The 24,000-nt window shown below is 58.3% G+C and carries 18 protein-coding genes and 1 pseudogene; 9 read left to right on the forward strand and 10 right to left on the reverse strand.

The annotated features are described in order from the left end of the window. Positions 1–51: 51 nt before the first annotated feature. The 8 genes and pseudogenes from BFR47_RS04085 to BFR47_RS04120 all read right to left on the reverse strand — a co-directional run bounded on the left by BFR47_RS04085 (position 52) and on the right by BFR47_RS04120 (position 11,514). Positions 52–800: pseudogene (locus tag BFR47_RS04085) on the reverse strand (sulfite exporter TauE/SafE family protein). An 80-nt stretch (positions 801–880) separates the two neighbouring features. After that, a complete protein-coding gene (locus tag BFR47_RS04090) occupies positions 881–1,921 on the reverse strand; it encodes an ABC transporter permease (RefSeq protein WP_071471890.1) in 1,041 nt (346 codons plus the stop codon). 21 nt (positions 1,922–1,942) lie between these two features. Then, complete coding sequence (locus BFR47_RS04095; RefSeq protein ID WP_071471891.1) at positions 1,943–3,427, reverse strand: sugar ABC transporter ATP-binding protein; 1,485 nt, start codon at positions 3,425–3,427, stop codon at positions 1,943–1,945. 65 nt (positions 3,428–3,492) lie between these two features. Beyond that, positions 3,493–4,416 carry a sugar ABC transporter substrate-binding protein gene (locus BFR47_RS04100; protein ID WP_071471892.1) on the reverse strand — a complete coding sequence of 308 codons (924 nt, stop codon included), beginning with the start codon at positions 4,414–4,416 and terminating at the stop codon, positions 3,493–3,495. Between the two features lie 719 nt (positions 4,417–5,135). Then, a complete protein-coding gene (locus BFR47_RS04105; protein ID WP_071471893.1) occupies positions 5,136–6,638 on the reverse strand; it encodes a CoA-acylating methylmalonate-semialdehyde dehydrogenase in 1,503 nt (500 codons plus the stop codon). Positions 6,639–6,712: 74 nt separating this feature from the next. Beyond that, positions 6,713–7,540, reverse strand: coding sequence for a myo-inosose-2 dehydratase (iolE, locus tag BFR47_RS04110; RefSeq protein WP_245748794.1), 828 nt, complete (start codon positions 7,538–7,540; stop codon positions 6,713–6,715). Between the two features lie 204 nt (positions 7,541–7,744). Then, the gene (iolD, locus tag BFR47_RS04115) at positions 7,745–9,598 is read right to left on the reverse strand and encodes a 3D-(3,5/4)-trihydroxycyclohexane-1,2-dione acylhydrolase (decyclizing) (protein ID WP_071471894.1); all 1,854 of its coding nucleotides are present in this window, start codon (positions 9,596–9,598) and stop codon (positions 7,745–7,747) included. A gap of 2 nt (positions 9,599–9,600) precedes the next feature. After that, positions 9,601–11,514 (reverse strand): bifunctional 5-dehydro-2-deoxygluconokinase/5-dehydro-2-deoxyphosphogluconate aldolase, encoded by a 1,914-nt coding sequence (locus BFR47_RS04120; RefSeq protein WP_071471895.1) that lies wholly within the window; start codon positions 11,512–11,514, stop codon positions 9,601–9,603. 53 nt (positions 11,515–11,567) lie between these two features. On the opposite strand from BFR47_RS04120, the gene BFR47_RS17710 reads away from it, so the two are divergent. Both BFR47_RS17710 and BFR47_RS04125 read left to right on the forward strand, forming a co-directional pair. Continuing rightward, entirely contained in the window at positions 11,568–11,972 is a 405-nt protein-coding gene (locus BFR47_RS17710; protein WP_139215098.1) for a hypothetical protein, read from the forward strand. A 228-nt stretch (positions 11,973–12,200) separates the two neighbouring features. Continuing rightward, positions 12,201–13,070, forward strand: a complete 870-nt coding sequence (locus tag BFR47_RS04125; RefSeq protein WP_071471896.1) for a MurR/RpiR family transcriptional regulator — start codon at positions 12,201–12,203, stop codon at positions 13,068–13,070. 171 nt (positions 13,071–13,241) lie between these two features. Here the strand turns inward: BFR47_RS04125 and BFR47_RS04130 are convergent, their stop codons facing one another. After that, on the reverse strand, positions 13,242–14,009 hold the full coding sequence (locus tag BFR47_RS04130; protein ID WP_217645437.1) for a sugar phosphate isomerase/epimerase family protein: 768 nt from the start codon (positions 14,007–14,009) through the stop codon (positions 13,242–13,244). Positions 14,010–14,099: 90 nt separating this feature from the next. Next, positions 14,100–15,536, reverse strand: a complete 1,437-nt coding sequence (locus BFR47_RS04135) for a sugar porter family MFS transporter (RefSeq protein ID WP_071471898.1) — start codon at positions 15,534–15,536, stop codon at positions 14,100–14,102. Positions 15,537–16,095: 559 nt separating this feature from the next. Here BFR47_RS04135 and iolE (BFR47_RS04140) point away from each other — a divergent pair. The 7 genes from iolE (BFR47_RS04140) to BFR47_RS04170 all read left to right on the forward strand — a co-directional run bounded on the left by iolE (BFR47_RS04140) (position 16,096) and on the right by BFR47_RS04170 (position 23,987). Next, positions 16,096–16,989 carry a myo-inosose-2 dehydratase gene (gene iolE, locus BFR47_RS04140; RefSeq protein WP_071471899.1) on the forward strand — a complete coding sequence of 298 codons (894 nt, stop codon included), beginning with the start codon at positions 16,096–16,098 and terminating at the stop codon, positions 16,987–16,989. A gap of 132 nt (positions 16,990–17,121) precedes the next feature. Beyond that, positions 17,122–18,993 carry a 3D-(3,5/4)-trihydroxycyclohexane-1,2-dione acylhydrolase (decyclizing) gene (gene iolD / locus BFR47_RS04145; protein WP_071471900.1) on the forward strand — a complete coding sequence of 624 codons (1,872 nt, stop codon included), beginning with the start codon at positions 17,122–17,124 and terminating at the stop codon, positions 18,991–18,993. An 86-nt stretch (positions 18,994–19,079) separates the two neighbouring features. Continuing rightward, positions 19,080–20,255: a Gfo/Idh/MocA family protein gene (locus BFR47_RS04150; RefSeq protein WP_071471901.1), complete on the forward strand. Its 1,176-nt coding sequence runs from the start codon at positions 19,080–19,082 to the stop codon at positions 20,253–20,255. A gap of 12 nt (positions 20,256–20,267) precedes the next feature. Next, positions 20,268–21,263 carry a 5-dehydro-2-deoxygluconokinase gene (iolC, locus tag BFR47_RS04155; RefSeq protein ID WP_071471902.1) on the forward strand — a complete coding sequence of 332 codons (996 nt, stop codon included), beginning with the start codon at positions 20,268–20,270 and terminating at the stop codon, positions 21,261–21,263. A gap of 89 nt (positions 21,264–21,352) precedes the next feature. After that, on the forward strand, positions 21,353–22,225 hold the full coding sequence (locus BFR47_RS04160; RefSeq protein WP_071471903.1) for a 5-deoxy-glucuronate isomerase: 873 nt from the start codon (positions 21,353–21,355) through the stop codon (positions 22,223–22,225). A 13-nt stretch (positions 22,226–22,238) separates the two neighbouring features. Next, on the forward strand, positions 22,239–23,066 hold the full coding sequence (locus BFR47_RS04165) for a class II fructose-bisphosphate aldolase (RefSeq protein ID WP_071471904.1): 828 nt from the start codon (positions 22,239–22,241) through the stop codon (positions 23,064–23,066). Positions 23,067–23,141: 75 nt separating this feature from the next. After that, on the forward strand, positions 23,142–23,987 hold the full coding sequence (locus BFR47_RS04170) for a MurR/RpiR family transcriptional regulator (protein ID WP_071471905.1): 846 nt from the start codon (positions 23,142–23,144) through the stop codon (positions 23,985–23,987). Positions 23,988–24,000: the final 13 nt, after the last annotated feature.

Consider the following 24,000-nt stretch of genomic DNA (forward strand, 5'->3'; position numbering starts at 1 on the left):
GCGCTTGATGGCCGCTGGTGAACAGCCGGGTTGCGCCATATGGCGGCCTTGTCACCACCAGACCTGCAGGCTCCGTTGCAGGAAGTGCAGCCCGGAGAGAAACAGCAGGCCGTAACACAACCGGTAAATAAGCTGCTGGCTGGCGGTCTTGATCAACCAGACTCCGATCCACACCCCCAGTGGTACCAGGGGCACCAGCACCAGCGAGGTTTGCATGTTGCCGGCGTTAAGCTCCCCCAACAGGGCGTAGGGCACCAGCTTCATCAGGTTGATCAGGCCAAAGAGCATCGCCATGGTGCCGATCAGCAGCCGTTTTTCCAGCTGCTGGGGCAGGAGGTACATGCTGGCCGGCGCCCCGCCGGCATGAACGGTGGTGCTGAACAGGCCGGTAAAGATGCCCCACAGGGTGCCCTGCCCCAGCCCCCCGGCCCTGGCCGGCACCGGCGGCGTGAACCAGTGGTGCAGGCAGAACAGCACGGAAGCCAGGCCCACAAAACCGGTCAGCAGCCAGTCCGGTGCCCGGGCCATCAGCTGCCATGCCAGTGTGACCCCCACCAGGCGCCGGGGATGATCTGGCGGATCTGGCGCCAGCATATGTGGCGACGGTGCGAGGCCACCGCAAACACGTCCATCAGGCACAGCAGCGGCAGCAACACGGCGGCGGCCGTGGTGGGATGCGTGGTCAGGCTGAGCAAGGGCACCGCCACCACCCCCAGGGCACCGCCCAGCCCTCCCTTGCCGATACCGTAGATCAGCACGGCGGGGATGGCAGCCAGATAAAAATAGGGGTCGGTAATCATCCGGGGTCCTTAGCATACAAAACAGGCAGGAGCCTGGGGCCACCTGCCTGCATCAGGGCACATCACAACCGGTTACCGGCTCAGCGTTTGGCCCGGTTACGGCGCATGTCGATCACCACGGCGCCGACGATGATGCCGCCCTTGATGATGTCCTGCATATAGGTGTCCACACCGATAAAGGTAAAGCCGCTCTTCATCAGGCCCAGGATGATGGCACCGATCACGCACCCGGTGATACGCCCCACCCCGCCCATCAGGCTGGTGCCACCGATGACCGCCGCGGCGATGGCGTCCAGCTCGTAGGCCATACCCATGCTGGACTGGCCGCTGCTTACCCGCGCCGCCATCACGATGCCTGCCAGGCCGGACAGGGCCCCGGCGATGGAGTACACGATGACCAGGTACTTGTCGACATTGATGCCGGAGACCCGGGCCGAGGTCATGTTGCCGCCGATGGCGTATACATACTTGCCGTAGCGGGTGTGCTTGAGTGCGATATGGAAGATCACCGCCACCACCAGGAAGATGACCACCGGCATGGAGCCGCCACCGATGGCGGTAAAACCGTCGGACAGGAAGCTGATGGGGTTACCCTGAGTGTAATACTGGGCCAGACCACGGGCGGATACCATCATCCCCAGGGTGGCGATAAAGGGCGGGATCCCGGTTTTGGTGATCAGATAGCCGTTCAACACCCCGCACAACAGACCCACACCGATGCCCGCCAGTATCGGCACTATGGCCGGCAGATCGACCAGGGCCGGGTACATGGGCGAAATGCTGTCGGCAGTCTGTGCCAGACTGGCCGCCACCACCGCCGTCAGCGCCACCAGCGAGCCGGAGGACAAGTCGATACCGGTGGTGATAATGACCTGGGTCACCCCCACCGCGATAATGCCGATAATCGCCACCTGCAGCACGATCAGCACCAGCCGGCCCGGGTTCATCAGGAAAGACTGACCACGAAATACCCAGCCCAGCACTTCAAACACCAGGGCGATGCCAATCATCACCAGGAAGATGCCCATGTCCTTGGGCATTTTTTTCTTGATATTGTCCCAGCCGCTGGTCTGGCTGGCAGCCGGTGCCACCACGTCTTTATTCATCTTTATGTTTTCCATAATCCAAGTCCTTTTAACCGCTTATTCCGAGGCCAGTTCGAGTATTTTTTCCTGGGTGGCATCCGCCTTGTCCAGAATGCCGGTGATGTGTCCTTCGTGCATGACCATCACCCGATCACTCATGCCCAGGATTTCCGGCAACTCGGACGACACCATGATGATGGCTACGCCACGGTTGGCGAGCTCGCTGATCAATTTGTAGATTTCCGCCTTGGCACCCACGTCGATACCCCGGGTCGGTTCATCCAGGATCAGGATCTTGGGCTGGGCCAGCAGCCAGCGGGCAATCAGTACCTTCTGCTGGTTGCCGCCACTGAGGTTGTTGATGATCTGATCCATGGTCGGGGTCTTGATATTGAGCTTCTGGATCTGCTCCAGACAGTCCTTCGCCATATCCGAATGCTTGACGAACCCCTTGTTGTCGATGTACTTGGGCATCTTGACGATGCTCATGTTCTCCAATACCGACAGCACCAGGAACAGGCCGGATTTCTTGCGGTCTTCGGTGAGGAAAGCCAGTCCCAGATCGATGGCCTGGGCGGGCGAGCCGATGGTGACCTGCTCGCCTTCGAGCACGATGCTTCCGCTGTCCGCCGGGTGCACACCAAACAGGCTTTCCATCACCTCGCTGCGCCCGGCGCCGACCAGCCCGGCCACCCCCAGGATCTCGCCGCGCTTGAGAGAGAAGCTGACATCGTGGAATTTGCCGGCGCGGCTGAGGTTCTCGAGGCGCAGCACTTCTTCCCCGATGTTGTCGTTGAATTTGGGGAACATCTGGGTTAGCTCACGGCCGACCATCCTGGTGATCAGGGTCTGGCGGTCGAAGTGTTCGGTCTTGTCCGAGCCGACATAGGTGCCGTCCCGAAAGATGCTGATTTCGTCGGTGATTTCGAAGATTTCGTCCATCTTGTGGCTGATGTAGACGATGGACTTACCCTGCTCCTTGAGATCGTTGATGATACGAAACAGGTGGAACACCTCGCCCTCGGTCAGCGCCGAGGTCGGCTCGTCCATGATCACCACGTCCGCATCGTAGGACACCGCCTTGGCGATCTCGATCATCTGCTGGGTACCGATGCTGAGCTCACCCACCAGCGTATCGGGTTTGACTTTGATATTGAGCTGCCTGAGCAGCTGGTCGGTTTTCCGGTAAAGAGTGTCGTGGTCGACGAAGAGACCTTTCATCGGCTCACGACCCAGCCAGATATTTTCCGCCACCGTCATGTAGGGCACCAGGTTCAGTTCCTGGTGAATCATGGAAATGCCGGAGTGCAGCGCGTCCATGGTATCGCAGAAGTTCATTTCCTTGCCTTTGACCTTGATGGTGCCGGTATCCGGGGTATAGATACCGATCAGGCACTTCATCAGGGTGGACTTGCCGGCGCCGTTTTCTCCCATCAGCGCATGCACACTGCCCGGCCGTATCTTCAGGGTTACGTTGTCCAGTGCCTTGACACCGGGGAAGCCTTTGCTGATGCCTTCGGCTTCGAGCACATATGGGTACATCTGATTTCCTCCAAGACGTCTCACTGGGCCCCGCCGGGTGGCAGGGCCCGAGCCAAACCCAAACCTTAGTTACGCCCAACGTACAGCTTGTAGTTATCCGCAGTAACGAGCTCGTAGGGGATCATGATGTCCTGCTCCACGGCCTCGCCCCGGGCCATCTTGTAGGCGGTCTCGACGGCAACCGCCCCCTGGCCCCTGGCGTCCTGGAACACGGTCACATCCAGCATGCCCCGGTCAACAAAGGCCAGGGCGTCGGGAGTGGCGTCCACCCCGCCGATAATCACCTCTTCCAGCCGGTTCTTGCCCAGGGCCATGATGGCACCGATGGCCATTTCATCGTTGTTGGCGGCAATGGCGTCGATTTCGTAGCCGGACAGCAGCCAGTTATTGGTCACATCGATGCCTTCCTTGCGGGCAAACTTGCCGGTTTCCTTGGCGATGATGTTGATATCCGGATACCGGGCGGCCACTTCCTCCACCCCACTGGTGCGGTCGCGGGTCGCCTCGTTCGACAGCTCGCCCATCAGGATGGCCACATTGCCCTTGCCACCCAGCTGCTCGGCGATGTATTCCATCTGCAATTTGCCGGCGACCTTGGAGTCCGACCCCACGAAGGCCATCCCATCGGGCAGTTTGACTTCGGGGCGACGGTTGACGAACACCAGCGGGATACCGGCTTCATGAGCCCGCTTGATGATGGGTGCCACCGCCTGGGTATCCACCGGGTTGAGGATAATGACGTCCAGTTTCTGGTTAACGAAGCTTTCCACCTGCTGCAACTGCTGGCCCACGTCCGACTTGGCGTCTTCAAACTGGGCGTCGACGCCTTCCAGCTCGGCCGCCTTCTCCTGCATGGCCTGGCGAACCAGGGCCAGGAAGTTGTCATCAAACTGCGCCATGGACACCCCAATCTTGATGTCGTCGGCAAGGGCGCCGAACGGCAGGGCTGCGGCCAGGGCGGAGGCAACAATCAGCTTTTTGAATTTCATGGTCTTACTCCTTGTGAGAAACCGGGTGTGTTTCGTTCCTTGCTCGAGCCGTCCAACCATTCGACTGCCCGATGAAATCATCACTGGTGCTGGTGAACCGTAAATTGAATGTTTATTTCAAAATCAATAATGTTGGAACTTGTAACTTTATGCAAGACGGCAGCACTTACGAGCATCAAAAAAATAACAATTATTTGACATCGATCGTGTTATTACGCTGATTACCGCCATAACCCAGGCGAAACAAACAAACAAAAACCCTTTAAATCAAACACTTAAAAATAAACCAAAAAACAGGGAAAATATTGCTGACCCCGCTCCCGGAACATGGGCAAGCCGGCCCAAAGGTGAAAAAAAAAATGAAACGCGGATTTCAAATAAAAAAGGGTATGGATCGTGAAATGACGCTAACCACAGACATAAGCCATGACAAAAAAGCAATTAAAAACTTTTAAATCATAAACTTAAGCATGAAACACAAACAAAGGAAACACGGTGCACCTTGCACCCGGGAATGAAATAAAATGAACAAGAATGAAAAAAAAAGTGAAATGCGGTTTTCAAAAAGAAGCAGAGGGTAACAGCCTGGCGGCCGAGTTCATCCCGGCTGAACAGGATATTGATATAACAATCAAACAGCTCGATGGCTGAACAGGAGCCGCAGCCGGCAAAAAAGAGCCTGCCGCCAGGCAGGCTCTCGATGATCATTGATCGGTCGCTTATTTCATGGTCGGCATGGAGAACTCGGCACTCTGCTGAGGCTCGGAAGGCCAGCGGCTGGTGACCGTTTTCATGCGGGTGTAGAAACGTACGCCATCGGGGCCATGCATGTTCAGCGGGCCGAACACGGAGCGCTTCCAGCCGCCGAAGGAATGGAACGCCATCGGCACCGGGATCGGCACGTTGATGCCGACCATGCCCGCCAGCACATCCTGGCTGAACTGGCGACCGGCGTGGCCGTCTCGGGTGAAGATGGCGGTGCCGTTGCCGTACTCGTGGCTGTTAACCAGATCCAGCGCCGAAGCGTAATCGGGCACGCGCACCACTGCCAGCACCGGGCCGAAGATCTCTTCCTGGTAGATGGTCATCTCCGGCGTCACCTTGTCGAACAGGGTGCCGCCGACGAAATAACCGGCCTCGTGGCCCGCCACTCTCAGGCCACGACCATCCACCACCAGCTCGGCACCCTCGGCCTCGCCCTGATTGATGTAACCCACCACCTTGTCTCTGTGGGCCGCAGACACCAGCGGCCCCATGTCGTTTTCCTGACCCTCGACCACACCCGGGCCGATGCGCAGGGCTTCCACCTGGGGCTTGAGCCGGGCGACCAGTTGATCGGCCACCTCATCACCCACCGCCACCGCCACCGAAATGGCCATGCAGCGCTCGCCGGCAGCGCCGAAGGCCGCCCCCATCAGGGCATTGGCCGCCAGATCCAGATCCGCATCGGGCATGATGATGGCGTGGTTCTTTGCGCCCCCCAGGGCCTGGCAACGCTTGCCATGGGCACTGGCAGTGCTGTAGATATACTCGGCGATGGGCGTGGAGCCGACGAAGCTGACCGCCTGCACCCGATGATCGGTCAGCAGCACATCCACCGCTTCCTTGTCGCCATTGGCCACGTTGAATACCCCATCGGGCAGACCCGCTTCCTGCAGCAGCGCCGCCAGGCGCAGGCTGGCAGAGGGATCCTTCTCGGAGGGCTTCATCACGAAGGTGTTGCCGCAGGCGATGGCCACCGGGAACATCCACATGGGCACCATGGTCGGGAAGTTGAACGGAGAAATACCGGCACAGACGCCCAGCGGCTGCATCAGCGAATTACTGTCGACATTGGTACCCACATTCAGCGAATGCTCGCCCTTGAGCAGATGGGGAATGCCGCAGGCAAACTCCACCACTTCCAACCCCCGGGTCAGTTCACCCACCGCGTCGGAATAGACCTTGCCGTGTTCGTTGGAAATGAGCCTGGCCAGCTCATCCATGTTCGCCTCCAGCAGTTCCTTGAACTTGAACAGGATGCGGGCGCGGCGCAGCGGGCTGGTCGCCGCCCAGCGCGGAAACGCCTTCTGGGCAGCAGCAATGGCATCGCGCACTTCGTCGGCGGAGCTCAGTACCACTTCCCGGGTCTGCTCGCCGTTCGCCGGATTGTACACGGGGGCGGTGCGGCCGCTCTGGCTGGCGGTCAGGGTTCCATTGATAAAATTTTGTACTTGTTCCATTTTGTTTCTCCGTTACAGCAAGCCTGCGTCTTTGGCGAACGCATGTAAGTTGTTGTGGCCAAGGGTGGCATAGGTCAGGGGGTGGGCGACGGACGGATCCTGCTCGGCCTCCACCACCAGCCAGCCTCGTATTCCGCTTCTTTCAGCACCCGGAACAGGCCGGGATAGTCGACGCAACCATCACCGGGCACGGTGAAGGCGCCATCGAGCACCGCATTGAGAAAGCTGGTGTTACGGTTGCGTGCCTCTTTCAATATGTCGGCACGAATATCCTTGCAATGCACATGATTGATGCGTTTGGACCAGCGGCTGGCCAGTTCAACCGGATTGCCGCCGGCAAAGGTGATATGGCCGGTATCCAGCAGCAGACCCACTTCCGGACCGGTATGTTCCATCAGTGCATCCACTTCGGCTTCGGTTTCGATCACGGTGCCCATATGGTGGTGATAGGCGACCTGCACTCCCTGGGACTGGGTGTAGCGGGCAAACTCGGTGAGCCTGGCACCGTATTCTTCCCAGCGCTCGACGGGAAAGCGGGGCCGCTCGGAGACGGGTTTGTCCTGCATACCGTGCACGCAACCGGTCACTTCGCAGAACACCATCACCTTGCAACCCATCGCCTTGAGCAGTTGCAGATGTGGCTGCGCCGCCGCGATTTCTTCTTCCACCGACCGTTCCAGCAACTGGCCGGAGTACCAGCCGGACACCAGCTCCAGCTCGTGCCGGTGCAGGATGGGCTTGAGCAGCTCCGGATCCCGGGGGAACTTGTGACCCAGCTCGAAGCCGGCAAAACCGGCCTGTTTGCCTTCATCCAGACAGATGGCCAGGGGGGTGTCACCGCCCAGGCTGGGCAGATCGTCATTGGTCCAGGTTAACGGGTTGATGCCCAGTTTTACGCTCATGGTGTTCTCCAATATATTTCACTCCAGGCAGACGATTCGGCTGCCGGGCGGCGGGACTGATTGGCCACTAAGCCGACCCTCCGCGCCAGGGATGGCGCGGCGGAGCCCCCAGGGAGGGTTTACGGCGTGTCGGCGTGAGGCCGGTCAATCCCGCTTTCCAATCAAGTGGCAGACGCCGGTTGTCAGGCCCTGCCGGAATATGGCTTACAGATTCTGCTGCTGGCGAGCCTTGTGGGTCTCGTAGCGGGCACGGGCTTCCTGCACCTGGCTGCGGGGCGACACTTCCGGCACCGCCACCTCCCACCAGGAGCCCCCCTCTTCGGTGACCACCAGGGCATCGGTGTCCAGGGTCACCACATAGGTGATGTCCGAGGCCCGGGCCCGCTCCAGGGCCGCCTCCAGCTCCTGGATATTGCCCACCTTCTCGCCTTTCGCCCCCAGGGCGATGGCATGGGCGGCAAAGTCGGTCTTGGGGGCGCCGCCTTCCACCGTCAGGCAGTCATCCAGCATATTGTTGAAGCCGGGTCCGCCGCAGAACTGCTGCAACCGGTGAATACAGCCGTAGCCACGGTTGTCGAGCACCACCAGGACAAGCTTCCGGCCCAGCATCACCGAAGTGGCGATTTCCGAGTTGAGCATCAGGTAGGAACCGTCACCCACCATCACGAAGACCTCGGAGTCGGGCCTGGCCATCTTCACCCCCAGGCCGCCGGCGATTTCGTAGCCCATGCAGGAGTAGCCGTATTCCATGTGGTAGCCCTTGTCATAACGGGTGCGCCACAGCTTCTGCAGCTCGCCGGGCAGACCGCCCGCGGCACAAACCACGATGTCCTGCTCGCCCGCGGCCCGGTTGACCGCGCCCACCACTTCGGCATCGGTGGGCAGACTGGTACCGCGATCCGTGGTGGCCACGTCCTGGACGTGCAGCCACTGGGCCCGCAGCCGGGCCGCTTGCTCCACCCAGCTGCCTTCGGGCTGCCAGCCTTCAAGACCCGCATGCAGCTGCTGCAGGGTCAGCCTGGCATCCCCCACCAGCGGCAGGGCCTTGTGCTTGACCGCGTCGAAGGAGCCGACATTGATGGTAATGATGCGTGCATCGGGGTTGTACATGGCTCGGGAGCCGGTGGCGAAGTCGCCCAGCCGGGTGCCCACCGCCAGGATCAGGTCGCAATCGGCAGACAGCGCATTGCTCGAAGCCGCGCCGGTAACGCCGATGGAACCCATGTTCTGGGCATGATCCCAGGGCAAGGCGCCCTTGCCGGCCTGGGTCTCGCCCACCGGCAGGTGGTATCGGGTAGCCAGCTGATCCAGCTCCTTCAGCGCGCCCGAGTAATGCACCCCGCCACCGGCGATCAGCAGCGGTTTCTTCGCGGCGCGGATAAGCGTGATGGCCTCATCCAGCTCCACCTGATCCGGCCCCTGGCGGCGCAGGCGATGTACCTTTTCATCAAAAAAGTGCACCGGATAATCAAAGGCCATGGTCTGTACATCCTGGGGCAATGCCAGGGTGACCGGGCCGCACTCCACCGGGTCGGTCAATACCCGCATCGCCTGGGGCAGCGAGGTCAGCAGTTGCTCCGGACGGGTGATGCGGTCGAAGAAGCGGCTCACCGGCTTGAAGCAGTCGTTGGAGGTAATGGTGTGATCACTGAATACCTCCACCTGCTGCAGTACCGGATCCGGCTGGCGGGTGGCGAAGGTGTCACCCGGCAGGAACAGAACCGGCAGACGATTGACATGCGCCACGGCGGCGGCAGTCACCATATTGGTGGAGCCGGGGCCGGCGGAGGCGGTACAGGCCATCATGCGCCGGCGGTTGTGGGTCTTGGCGTAGGCAATGGCCGCATGGGCCATGCTCTGCTCGTTGTGGGCACGGTAGGTCGGCAGTTGATCGCGTACCTGGTACAGCGCCTCGCCCACACCGGCTACGTTACCGTGACCAAAAATGGCAAACACCCCGTCGAACAGGGGCAATATCTCCCCGTCGATGTCCACTTTTTGTGCCGTCATGAACTTCACCAGGGCCTGAGCCATGGTCAGACGAAGGGTATGAGACATGCTTATGCTCCTTGATGACGCTGACGCCAGAGGGCAATCAGGTTGTGGTATTTCTGCTTGATGGCATCGATCAGGCCCTGGTCATCGAGTCGGCCGGCCAGCCAGTCCCGGGACGGGGCGCCGAAAATGCTGCGACCGATGGCGAAGCCCTTGACCAGCGCCTTGCCGGCGGCGGCATTGAAGCCCACCCGCAGTTCGTCCTCCGGCGCATCCAGCCCCAGGATAACCACCCCGTGGCAGTGGGGATCACGCTCGGTCACCACCGCGGTCACTTCATCCCAGCCATGACTGGACAGGGGCGGCAGCTTCCACCAATCGGGCTTGACGCCGATGTTGTAGAAGCGCTGCAGCGCACGGATATAAAGCTCGTCGCTCTTGACCATATCGGCCGGCAGTATCACCTCGAGCAGCAGCTCGTGACCGCTCTTGCAGCAGGCCTGATACACCTCGGTGATCAGCCGCTCCTGCTCCAGGCGCAGCGCTATCTGATCTTCCGGATGGTAGAACACCAGACACTTGACAATATGTTCCAGCGGCCAGTCGATCAGCTGGCTGCCGATATTGCCATGCTCCAGCCGCAGCGGCCGCGAGCTCGGCAGCTCCAGCGGTCGGCCTATCCACCAGCCCTCCCCGGTGATCTCGTTGAGTACCGGCTGGCCGAAGGTGGTGTCGGCCAGGATACCGGCCTTGCCCTCGAGCCCGGCCTCGATCGCCACCTGACGGCCGGCCTTGAGGATCAGTTTCTTCAGGTGCGGAATCGCGTCGATTTCGGCCCCTGCCTCGATGGCCATATCCACGAACTGGCGGCGATGGTCAAAGGCCAGGATGCACAGGTCGTCCCACTCCCGGTCCCGGGTGGTGACCCGGTGCAGGTGATTGAGCCGCACGTCCAGATCCGGCCGTGGCACCGACTCGGCACGGGACAGGTAATCATCCAGCTCTTCCTTGCTCGGCATGGCCGGTGCACAACCGTGACGGGACACCACCAGGGCACCACAGGCATTGGCGTAACGGCAGGCCTGCTCCCAGCCCTCGCCATTGAGGTAGCCGCGCAGCAGACCGGACATGAAGGCATCGCCGGCACCCAGTACGTTGAGCACCTCCACCCGGACCCCGTACACGGTCAGACCCTCGTCCAGGGTCGCGGGGATGGCCGCCTCGAACACCGAGCACCCCTGCGGGCCGCGCTTGCAGACCAGGGTGGCATCGCTTACTTCACGCACGGCGTTCAGTGCGGTAATGGTATCCGTGCTGCCACCGGCAATATGAAACTCTTCTTCGGTACCGACGATCAGATCAAACTGGCCCAGCATGGCCTGCAGTTCGGCAGTCACCTTGGGAGCATCCAGGTAGCGGGTTTCGCCATCACCCCGGCTGGTCAGTCCCCAGAGCACCGGGCGGTAGTCGATATCGAGGGCGGTTTTCACGCCATGCTTGCGGGCATACTCCAGCGCCAGCGAAACCGCGGCACGGGTATCCGGGTGAGAAAGATGGGTACCGGTAATGGCCAGGCACTTGGCCGAGGCAATGAAGTCCTCGTCGATGTCTTCCGCCCGTATGCCCATGTCGGCGCAGTTCTCCCGGTAGAAAATCAACGGAAAGGTATCTTCATCCTTGATGCCGAGCACCACCAGGCCGGTCAGCCGCTCGCGGTCGGTTTTCAGGTGGCTGACATCGACGCCCAGGCGTTCCAGCTCTTCGCGCAGAAAACGTCCCATATGCTCATCGCCAACCCGCGACAACATGGCCGACTTGAGGCCCTGGCGGGCCGTGCCATAGGCAACGTTACCGCTGGAGCCACCCAGGTATTTGGCGAAGGTCGCCATGTCTTCCAGTCGGGCGCCGACCTGCTGTCCGTACAGGTCGACGGCCACCCGTCCGAGGCAAATTACATCAAGATGTTTTCGTACTGACATTCCGCTCTCCTTACAAGGACCGTTCGGCCATCATCCCTATTGAATTTTTCCACATGAATCTGCCGGCGATGCTCGGTGAACAGGGCGTTGACATGGCAACCGCAGATATCACCGCTACCGGCCAGACCCACCCGTACATGCTGCATCCTCCACCTGGATATCATCGCCCCAGGGGAAGTCTCATTTCATTTCGCTATTTATACGAAATATACATTCCATTATCAACAGGGAGTGAAATGTTTGCATGTAAATGTGATGTAACGCGCATTTATCAGTCCATCCTCCTCATCGCGTTTCCACCTAGGCTACCAGTGGATATAAATTTATTTATATATCATAAGCTTGTATTGAATCTCAGGGCTGAGACAGCCGGCATCCGCGTTATGCAAATGAAACAACAAGCAGGAAAACATTGCAAAAGCATCATGTCTTCGGTGGCGCGGCGCCATTCAGGCTAAACCTTGCCACGCCGAACATGGAACGAGAAGAAACTGATTAAACGCGGTTTTTTATGGAATTTCGGCGCTCTCAGTGGGCCGGGCGAAGATGCCGAGACCGTTTTTTTTCAGCTGAATCGATTAATCCTGATATGAAATGTTTATTCCGGAAGCGGGTTTCATTTACACTATGAACCAACAAGCCACCGGCGACCTGCCGGTCGAGCATCAGCCTTATTGAGAGTCGTCATGTCAACACCGAACAACTATTCCGAGTTACAGGATGTCATCCGCAGCCGCTATGGCGAACTCAGCAAGCGTCTGCAGCAGGTGGCCGCCTATGTGCTCGATAACACCAACAGTGTCGCCTTTGATACGGTGGCGGTTATCGCCGAGCAGGCCGATGTACCGCCATCCACCCTGATCCGTTTCGCCAATGCCTTTGGCTACAGCGGTTTCAATGACATGAAGCAGGTATTTCGCCGCCACCTGATGGAAGAAACCGCCAACTACACGGAAAGGGCGAAAATGTTTCGGGATCTGGAAGATCAGCCCTCCCCGGAACAGCCGGAGGAAATACTGAACGAGTTCTCCCGGGCCAATGTCCAGGCCCTGCAACAACTGGCGGCCCAGACCTCGGCGGAAGATCTGAATAAAACCGTGCAGATACTGGCCGACGCCGAGAACATCTATGTGATTGGCCTGCGCCGCTCTTTCAGCGTCGCCACCTACCTGACCTACGCCCTGCGCCACCTGAACCGGCGGGCGTTCCTGATCGATGGTCTGGGCGGCATGTTTCAGGAACAACTGGAGCTTATCGGTCCCAAAGATGTGGTGGTCGCCATCAGCTTCTCTCCCTATGCCAGGGAAACCCTGGCCTTGACTGAAACCGCCTCCAGGGCAGGTGCCAGGCAAATCGCCATTACCGACAGCCAGGTCAGCCCGCTGGCCTCATTCAGCGACATTTGCTTCGTGGTGAAAGAAGCCCAGGTAGACGCCTTCCGCTCCCAGTCAGCCAGCCTGTGTCTGGTGCAGTCCCTGGCGGTATCACTCGCCTACCATGATAAAGACGACAAAAAAGAGAACAGTGACAAAAAAGCCCCCGTGTCGGGAGCTTGAACAGCCTTTCGAATCGCCGCTTCTCCGGTCTGGCACAGGTGATGGCCGCCGGGGAAGGTAATAACGGGGTCACGGGGCGCGGGCCTGTGTGCCAGCCACCCGGTCGAGGGCATGACACCCGCAAGAGACTGGCGTTGCCGGATCTGGTTTGATAAGCAACGCCACGAACAGTTACAGCAGCAAACGCTTCATGCCGGCCAGCATGGCACTGGCCACTTCGTAATGATCCGCCTCCCACAACTGATCATTCAGAAACTCGCCGGAGTAAAAGCCGTCATACCCTGTGCTTTGTATGGCACTGGCCCATTCCTGTAGCGGGATCTCGCCCTCACCCAGCAAACAGCCGCGCAACAGCCTTTCATCCACCCAGGGAGCACCGACGTCGGGACGCAGACCATCCGACAGGTGTACATTGTAAATCAATGACTTGTCGATTCTGGCCATGTCTTCAGGGGTCGCACCCCGGCACGACCAGAAATGCCAGGTGTCCAGCACGAAACCAAAGTTGTCGCGCCCCACCGCATCATGGAGCCGGTAGTAATGCTCCAGGGTGGCAATCGGCGTCCAGGCGGCCCCTTCGTATTGAAAGCGAATACCGTGCTCTTTACCGATATCGGCAATGTTGCGGATATTCTGGGCGGTAATGCGAATGTTGTCTTCCACAGACAGGCCGGTCAGTGCCTCGAAGGCATTCAACTGAATGGTGGGTGCACCAATATCAGCCGCAAACAGGCACAAGGTTTCAGCATCCTTGAACAGCCGGGATTGCTGCTCCTTACCCGTACTTTCCACCGAGCCAATGATATCGATAGCCGACGGCGCAATCTGCGCCTCGTCCAGTCGTTCTTTCAGTGCCTGGCTGGTCAGCCCGGCCCGGATATAGCGCCATAGCTTGTCGGTGTGTATTTCCAGCCCGTCGTAGCCCGTTTCTTTGGCCAATCGAATATCACTCACAATATTGCTGTGTAGCGAGCACATTCCATGCAGTGCGTAGCGCATCCTTTAATCCTTCCGGTTCAATATAAATGACTAGACAGCAACGGTTTGCGGCTGCCCCACTTTCTTTCTACCCAGTTTCCCGGCCATCACCTCTTCCATATTCTCCAGGCTGACCCCTTTGGTTTCAGGCACATACTTCACCACCACCATCATGCAAATCAGTGACAGCACGGCAAACAGCCAGAAACTGAAGGCACCGTTGAAATGCGCTTGCAGGAACGCATTGTCGTTCAGCATCGGGAATGTCTGGGTCACGATAAACCCGGTGAACCACTGGGCACCGACGGCAATAGACATGGCTCGGGTGCGGATACTGTTGGGAAAAATTTCGGATATCATGGTCCAGCATGCACAGCCCCAGGATGTCGCATAGGCAACCACATACAGACACAGGGCGAAGAGCGCCATATAGCCTTCGGTCTGTTGATACAGTACATAGCCGACGATAAACATACCGAATGCACAGCCGAAGGTACCGTATTTCATCAGCGGAAGACGACCCACCCTGTCAATCAGGTACATACCCAGAGCATTACCCATGATAAAAACCACACCGACGAAGGTTGTCTGGAACAGCGCATTCTCGGTGCCGCCGGCAATGGGTTTCAGGATTTCGGGCGTGTAGTACATGATGACGTTGATCCCGGTAAGCTGCTGCGCCGCGGCAACAAAGGTACCGATCACCAGAATGGAAAACAGCAGCGGCGAACGCAGGCTGACTTTGCTTTTGCTGGCAGTTCGACTGTCTTTCAATGAGTCCTGAATTTCACCAATCAGACGATCGGCATGTTCAGGGTTGGAAATGCGAGCCAGTGTTGTCCTGGCCTGATCGAGCCTGCCCTTCAATACCAGCCAGCGGGGTGATTCGGGAATCATGAACAGCAGAATCGCAAACAGCAGGGCGGGCAGCATTTCCGACCCCAGCATCCAGCGCCACCCCAGATCGACCAGCCAGGCCTCCGACATGCCTTTTGAAATCAGGTAGTTGACATAGAAGACACCGGTCTGACCGATCACAGCCGACTGCTGGAACATGCTCACCGCTCGGCCGCGAAAGTCCTGGGGGGCCACTTCCGACATATACATGGGAGAGACAACACAGGCCAGCCCCACCGCCACACCACCCACGATGCGCAGCAACACATAAAAGGTGAAGGTAGTGGCCAATGCCGAACCGATAGCCGAAATAATAAAGAGGATGGCGGTAATAAAGAGGGTATTGCGACGACCATATTTCAATGCACTCCATCCGGCGCTGATTGCCCCCAGAATGCTGCCGAAGACCACGCTTGAAACGGCCCAGCCTGTTTCTGCGGCCGTCAGGCCAAAGTGATCCCGTATCGGGCCTATAGCGCCTGATATAACGGCCGTGTCATAGCCTAACAGTATCCCTCCCAAGGCGGCTATGCAGCAGATCCTGATGATGTAGGAAAAGTTATGGGATAGTGCCTGGGGGGTGGGTGACATCTTCTACTCCTTGTTGATTATTGAGATTCCTGTCTCGCATCCAATGGCCGAGCAAGCTTGAGCCGGGTAGCGTCCAATACCCTGATGCCGAACACACACGGTATCGACATCATCCATCGCCATATTTTTGGGCGCCCTCGTCAAAAAAGAAAATATTTTTCAAAAATATCGAAAAAATCATATCCCCTTAGGCTGACAACGACAACATCTAACATTTCCTTTTCTTTTAAAATGTTATGCGGATCAAGTTATTAACTCTTGTTAAATCAGAGGCAACACGTAAGTCACTGTTAATAATAAATAAAAACATCATCACCCTGTCAACCCTTCATCAAGCCGTCACAAAACCAACACTTAAAACAAAATATAGAATCAATGAAAAATATTTTTCATTTTGTGTTTTTGTTGTTTATACTCACTCCCAGTGATGCAGGAGCGATGCAGGTAATGACGGTTGGGCTGGGCTGTGCGTGGCGATGTCACCGGGAGGTGCGTCCAACAGGACAGAAGAGTCAACTTCATCTTGCTGATATACAAAGACAAATTATGGAGAATAAGCATGAGTAAGGTGCAATACGGAATCAGCCCTTTGACCTGGACCAACGATGACATGCCGGAACTGGGCGGCGAGATACCGCTGGAAACCTGCCTGAGCGAAATGGCCGAAGCCGGCTTCACCGGCACCGAGATGGGCACCAAGTATCCGCGAGATCCAGAGGTACTGATCCCGCTGCTGGAGCAACATGGCCTGGTACTGGCGTCCGGCTGGTTCAGCGGCAACCTGATGATCCACACCGCAGAACAGGAAATTGCGGCCATGCAAAGCCATATCCGGCTGCTGAAGGCCGCAGGCTGCAAGGCCATGGTATACGGTGAAGTCAGCAACACCATTCATGGCGATATCAATAAACCGCTGTCACAGCGTGTGATCCTGAGCCAGGACGAATGGAAAACCTATGCCCGGAAGCTGACCCAGGTCGCCGACTATCTGCTGGGTGAACATGGCATCAAGCTGTCTTTCCACCACCATGTGGGCACCATCTGCGAAACGGAAGACGATATCAACCTGCTGATGGAGCTGACGGGCGACTCGGTTCACCTGACGCTGGATACCGGCCACATTACCTATGGCGGTGGCAACCCCGTCACCATGATCAAGCGCTGGGGCCACCGTATCGGCCATATGCACTTCAAGGATCTTCGTCTGGATGTGATGAAAGCCGCCCGCGATGCAGATAAATCCTTCCTGAATGCCGTACTCGACGGTGTCTTCACCGTTCCCGGCACCGGCGATGTCGATTATGACGATGTATTCGCGGCCCTGAAGGAACGTGACTATGAAGGCTGGCTGCTGGTTGAAGCCGAGCAGGACCCTGCCAAGGCACACCCGCTGACCTATGCCAAGACGGCTTACAAGAACATTTCCGGCTATGCCGGAAAATACGGCCTCTAGGTCGTCACCGTTCGGTCCTTGCCGGGGACCTTGCTCCCCGGTTCAAACACTGGCTGCCACATAACCGGGCAACGCGCCCGCAGCCAGGTTCAGGGAAGCCATTTTTTCGTGTATCGATACTCGGGGAAGAAGATGAAAACTGTACGCCTGACTGTTGCTGAGGCGCTGGCCAAATACCTTGCCGCGCAAATGATAGATATTGACGGTAATAAAGAGCAGCTCTTCGGTGCCAGCTTTGCCATTTTTGGTCACGGCAATGTCACCTGCTTTGGTCAACAACTTAAAAATATCGAAGACAAGATCCCCACCTGGCGTGGTCAGAACGAACAGTCGATGGCGACCGCCGCCATTGCCTATGCCAAAGCCAACCAGCGCCGCCGCATTGGTATCGCAACCAGCTCCATTGGTCCGGGGGCAACCAATATGGTGACCGCGGCGGGGATTGCCCACACCAACCGCCTGCCCCTGCTGCTGATCTCGGGTGATGCCTATGTCAGCCGCCTGCCCGACCCGGTACTGCAGCAGCCGGAAAATTTCGAAGATCCGTCCATCACCTGCAACGACACCTTCAAGCCGCTGACCCGTTACTGGGATCGTATCGTGTCGCCCACCCAGTTGATGCATACCCTGCCCCAGGCGATTGACACCATGCTGGACCCGGCCACCTGTGGCCCTGTCTTTATCGGTCTGCCGCAGGATATTCAGGGCGTGGCCTATGATTACCCGGAAGTCTTCTTTGCCGAGAAAGTGCACCGGATCCGCCGGCCAGAGCCTGAAATGGTGGTGCTGGAAGAAGCCATGGACATCCTGGTCAAGGCCAGACGTCCGCTGATCATCTCCGGTGGCGGCGTGCATTACTCGCTGGCCACCGATGAACTGGCCGCATTTGCCGCGAAGCACAATATTCCGGTGGTGGAAACCATTGCCGGTCGCGCCACCATGCTGCAGGACAACCCGCTCAATGCCGGACCCATTGGGGTCACCGGCTCCAACTCGGCCAACTACATGGCCGCCCATGCCGACGTGGTGGTCGCCATCGGTACCCGACTGCAGGATTTCACCACCGGCTCCTGGAGCGTATTCCGTAACCCGGAAATGAGACTGATCAGTATCAACGTGGCCAGGTTTGATGCGGTCAAGCATATGTCCTACCCGGTACTGGGCGATGCCAGAGCCTGTATGACCAAATTGTCCGGGGTGCTGGGCGACTGGCGCGCGGACCAGGAGTGGGCAGACACGGCAAAGGCACAGGCTGACGAGTGGAAGGCGCAGGTTCACAAACGCACCCACCCGCAGGAAGGCGAGCTGCTGCCGGGCCTGACTTCCTATGCCCAGGTGATTGGCAAGCTGAATACCTCTATGGAACAGGGAGATACCATTCTCACCGCGGCCGGTGGCCTGCCTGCCGAACTGGCCATGAACTGGCAGAACTACCAGATCGGCAAATTCGATATCGAGTTCGGTTTCTCCTGCATGGGCTACGAAATAGCCGGGGGCTGGGGTGCCAAGATTGCCAACCCGGATAATGATGTCGTGGTGCTGGTCGGGGATGGCTCCTACCTGATCCAGAACTCCGATATCTACTCCTCGGTCCTGACCGGCCACAAGATGATTGTGGTGGTGTGCGACAACGGCGGCTTCGCGGTGATCAACAAGCTGCAGAACAATACCGGTAACGAATCGTTCAACAACCTGCTCTCCGACTGCCGCCGGCCGGATGGCGAGCTGGCGCGCGTGGATTTTGCCAAGCACGCCGAGGCACAGGGCGCCATCAGCGAGAAACTGACCTCCATCGACGAGTTTGATGCGGCATTTGCCCGCGCCAAGGCCGCCGATCGTACCTATGTGATTGTGGTCGATGTCGATCCGGTGTCACCGGCGGCGTGGTCCAAGTGCGACTGCTGGTGGGAAGTGGGCCTGCCCGAGGTGACCCGCAATGAGGATACCGCCCGCACCGTAGCGGAATGGGAAGAAGGCCGTCGCCACCAGCGCCCCGGCGTATAAGTCAGGTAACGTCCTGTTGTTCATTCAATTATCTGAAGCCGCAGGTCAGGTACCTCCCCCTGCGGTACGAGTAAGGAAGCAGAAACATGTTTAATGAAGAACGCCGTTTTGAACAACCGTTTCGCTGGGCCATGGTCGGCGGCGGACGGGGCAGCCAGATCGGTTATGCGCATCGCAGTGCCGCCCAGCGTGATGGCCTGTTCACCCTGGTGGCCGGTGCCTTCGACCTGGATCCCCAGCGTTGCCGCGACTTTGGCACCAACCTGGGGGTGGCTGCCGATCGTTGCTATGCCGGTTACAAGGAGATGTTTGAAGCCGAGGCCGGTCGCGCGGATGGCATTCAGGCGGTGTCGATCGCTACCCCCAACTCGACCCACTATGAAATCTGCAAGGCGGCACTGAACGCCGGTTTGCATGTGGTGTGCGAAAAACCCATCACCTTCACCACCGAAGAAGCCGAGGAGCTGAAAGCCCTCGCCGCAGACAAGGGCCGTGTCATTGGCGTCATGTACGGCTATTCCGGCTTCCCCATGGTGCAGCAGGCGCGCGAGATGGTACAGCGCGGCGATCTGGGTGAAATCCGTGTCATCAACATGCAGTTTGCCCACGGTTTTCATAACGAAGAGTACGAAAAGAACGACCCGGGCCTGAAATGGCGGGTCAGCCCGCAGGCGTCGGGCCCGACCTATGTGCTGGGGGATATCGGGACCCATGTCTTTTTCCTGGGCGAGATGATCACCGGCCTGGAGGTGGAACGCCTGTCCTGCATGCGTCAGAGCTTCATTCCGTCCCGCGCTCCGCTGGAAGATAACGCCCACGTCATGATGCAATTCAAGGGCGGTGCGGTCGGCACCCTGTGGGCATCGGCGGTCAATGCCGGCTCCATGCACCAGCAGAAAATCCGTATCGTCGGCGCCAAGGCCTCGATCGAATGGTGGGACGAATACCCGAACCAGCTGCGCTATGAAATTCAGGGCGAACCGGCCCGCGTGCTCGAGCGCGGCATGAATTACCTGTACCAGGATGCCGCCGGCGTCTCCGCAAACCGTATTGGCGGCGGCCATGCCGAGGGGTTCTTTGAATCCTGGGCCAACCTCTATCACCGCTTTGCCCTGGCCTTCGATGCGGCAGACCGTGATGACCAGGCCACCCTGAGCGAACTCTGGTTCCCGGGTATCGATGCCGGTATCGAAGGGGTTCGCCTGTGTGAGAAATGTGTCGAGTCTGCAGATCAGAATGCAGCCTGGGTTGAGTACAAGTAACAGGAAACCACCATGACAACACTTGCACTTGAACAACATCGTCCACTTGATGCCATCGTCCTGGGCCGCGCGGGGGTCGATCTCTATGCCCGCGAAACGAACATGGATATGGCTGATATTTCCGGATTCAACAAATTCGTCGGCGGCTCGGCCGCCAACATCGCCGTGGCCATCAGCCGGCTGGGCGCAAAGACAGGATTCATCGGCTGCGTCGCCGAGGACAGCTTCGGCGATTATGTCTGCCGCTATCTGGCCGGCCAGGGGATCAACCTTGACGGCATGATGACGGACGCATCCGGCTCGCGCACCTCGGTGGCGTTTACCGAGATGAAGCCGAGCGATTGCAACGTACTGATTTACCGTAACCGGGCGTCGGATCTGACCCTCAAACCGGAGCAGGTTGATCCCGACTATATTGCCAGCGCCAAGATGCTGGTGGTCACCGGGACCGCCCTGTCGGAAAGCCCGAGCAGGGAAGCCACGCTGATTGCCATGGAGCACGCCCGCCGCAGCAATACCGCCGTGGTGCTGGATGTCGACTACCGGCCCTATTCCTGGCGGACCGATGTGGATGCGTCCATCTACTATGGCATTGCCGCCGGCTTGTCCGACATCGTCATCGGTAATCGCGAAGAGTTCGACATGATGGAAACCGTGCTGGCTCCCGGCAACAAGGATGATGATGCCACGGCGGCGCGCTTCCTTCGGAGCCATACCCAGGTGGTGGTGATCAAGGCCGGTGAGCTGGGCTCGAAAGTCTACTGCCGCGACGGCCACCGGTTCCAGCAGGGTATCTTCCCGGTCGAGGTCAAGAAGCCGTTCGGTTCTGGCGACTCCTTTGCCGGTGGTCTGGTCTGGACCCTGGCCAATGGCGGCGAGCTGGAAGAGGGCGTCAGGCTTGGCTCGGCCGCCGCCGCCATCAATGTCAGCGGTGACAGCTGTACCGAAGCCATGCCGACCCGGGAGCAACTGTTCGCCTTTATCGAGACCAGAGAACAGGGCCGGTAAGCCCGGGACCACACACGGATTATTCGACAATCAGGACACCATTGCGATGCCAGCATGACTGCTGCATGGCAAATGAGGAGGAAACAGTAATGGGCAAGCATATCCCGCCATTTGACAACAAAAACCAGCCCATCATCGATATCAACGATGAGGTCACCCCCCTGTGTTATTTCAATCAGGTCCGCCTGAAACAGGGTGAAACCCACCGGCACGAGGTCGAAGGATACGAGTCGGTAGTGGTACTGGCCGGTGGTACCTGCAGCATCAAGGTCAGCAAGCAGGGCCAGGCACCCGTGGTGTTTGACAACATCGGGCAGCGCGCCTCGGTCTGGGAGGGCAACCCAGAATCCGTCTACGTACCAGTGGGCTACATCGCCGAGATCGAGTGCGTGAGCGAGCAGGCCGATGTCATGATTGCCGGCGGCCGCTATGAAGAGTCGTTAGAACCCTTCTGCGTTCGCCAGGACAACGTTGATATGGTCCAGTACGGCTCGGACGAGACCAAGACTCACCGCAAGATCAAGCATGTACTGGGGCAGTCCAATGCCGACAAACGTGGTCGCCTGCTGGTAAGCGAGCTGTTCACCGTCGGTGCCGGCGGCTGGTCGGGGTTCCCGCCGCACAAGCACGACGAGGACCGCATCAAGGAAGACGGCAGCAAGGAAACCCTGTACGAGGAAGTCTATCAATTCCGTTTCAACCCGGACTTCGGCTTCGGCGCCCAGTTCCTTTACGAGCACGAAAACGATTTCGGCCCGGTTTACCACGTTCGTACCGGCTCGGTGATAGCGATTGACAAGGGCTATCACCCGAGCGTGGCGGCACCGGGATACGAGATGTACTACTTCACCATTATTGTGGGCAAGACATCCAAATCGCTGATCCAGCATTTCGATCCGCACCATGAATATCAGGTCGAAACCATTCCGGGTATCAAGGACATGATTGCCAAATTCAAATAAAGAGGAATTTTTTATGTTGGTCAATTTGAACGATCTCCTGCCGGAAGCGGCAGCATCCAGTTATTCGGTTCCCTGCTTCAACGTCTTTGGCTATGAAGATGCCAGGGCAGTGGTAGAAGCGGCGGAAGAAGTCAACAAGCCGGTGATCCTGGCCTGCAACAAGGATGTCATCGACTTCTACGGTGTGGAAACCGCGGCCGCCATGTTCCTGAGCCTGGCCCGGAACAGCACGGTACCGGTGTGTCTGCACCTGGATCATACCTATGAAGAAGACATCGTATTCCGTGCGCTCAAGGCAGGTTTCAGCTCGGTGATGTTCGACGGCTCGCAGCTGTCACTGGAAGAAAACATTGCCCGCACCCGCAAGGTGGCCGCGGTTGCCCATGCACTCGGTGCCTCGATAGAAGGCGAGATAGGCTCGGTGCCCTACGATGAAGGTCGCGACCATATCAAGTCCATCGACACGGATCCGGCCGATGCGGCGCGCTTTGCCGCGGAAAGTGGCGTCGACTGCGTCGCCATCTCGGTCGGCAATGTCCATCGCCTGACCGAGCCCACCTGTACCATCGACTTTGGTCTGCTGGACCGCATCGCGGGCGCGGTGTCCATCCCGCTGGTTATTCATGGCACCACGGGCATTCGGGAAGAAGACATGGTCAGGCTGAAACAGAGCCGGGTGTCGAAGTTCAATATCGGTACCTGCCTGCGCCAGGCACTGGGTCATAACCTGCGCAACTTCATGAACGATGAGCCACAAAAGTTTGATCGTATCTACTTTATGCAGAAGGCCATGCCCTATGTGAAGCAAGAAGCGATTCGACACTTTGAAATATTGTCCTAAAATGTCAGCCCCGGGGCCAACTGCTCCGGGGCTTATGATTTTATTGTTGGCTTGTTAACGGGAGAGCAGCCAGGTATGGGCATCAAAGATACCCAGCTACAACCAGTGCCCGCCGATCTGGACACACTGCGAGAGCTGATTGCCAAGCGTTATGACAAGCTGAGTAAGCGCTTGCGGCAGGTGGCCGACTATGTCATGGCACAACCCATGCTGGTTGCGGTCGAGACCATGGCCACCATTGCCGAACAGGCGGATGTCCCCCTGTCGACATTGAGCCGCTTCTCGAATGCCATGGGCTTCAGTGGCTTCAGCCAGATGCAGGCCCTGTTTCGCGACCAGTACCTGAATCGTCCGCGAGACTACAAGGAGCGGGTGCGTCAGGCCCGTGAGCAGGCCGAACTGGGGCCCGAGTCGCCCATGGCGATTTTTCAGGATTACGGCAATGCCAATATTGACGCCATCGAGCAGCTTCAGATGTCGGTATCGTCACAAAAACTGGAACATGCCGTCGCGCTGATGGAGCAGGCCGAGACCATTTATATCCAGGGAGTACGCCGGGCCTATCCGGTTGCCTTCTATCTCTGGTATGCCCTGATGAAGTCGGATAACAACGTGGTGCTGCTTGATGACCATGGCGGCATGCTGACCCCGATGACTCGCCGGATGAACGAAAAAGATGTGCTGGTGACGGTGACCTTCAGCCCCTATGCCCCCGAAACCAGTCACCTGATGGAACAGGCCCATGGCAAGGGCATACCGATTATCTCGATTACCGATAACCTGATGGCGGCTCATGGCAGCCTGCTGGACGTCTGCTTCGAGGTTGAGGAAGGAGAAGTAATGGGTTTTCGTTCCCTGAGCAGCTCCATGTATATCGCACAGACCCTGGCCGTCAGCCTGATGTGCAGGGAAACAAGCTAAGCAGCCTCCGGCA

Origin of the sequence: Oceanisphaera psychrotolerans (assembly GCF_001870485.1) — a bacterium.
GTDB classification, from domain to species: Bacteria; Pseudomonadota; Gammaproteobacteria; order Enterobacterales; family Aeromonadaceae; genus Oceanimonas; species Oceanimonas psychrotolerans.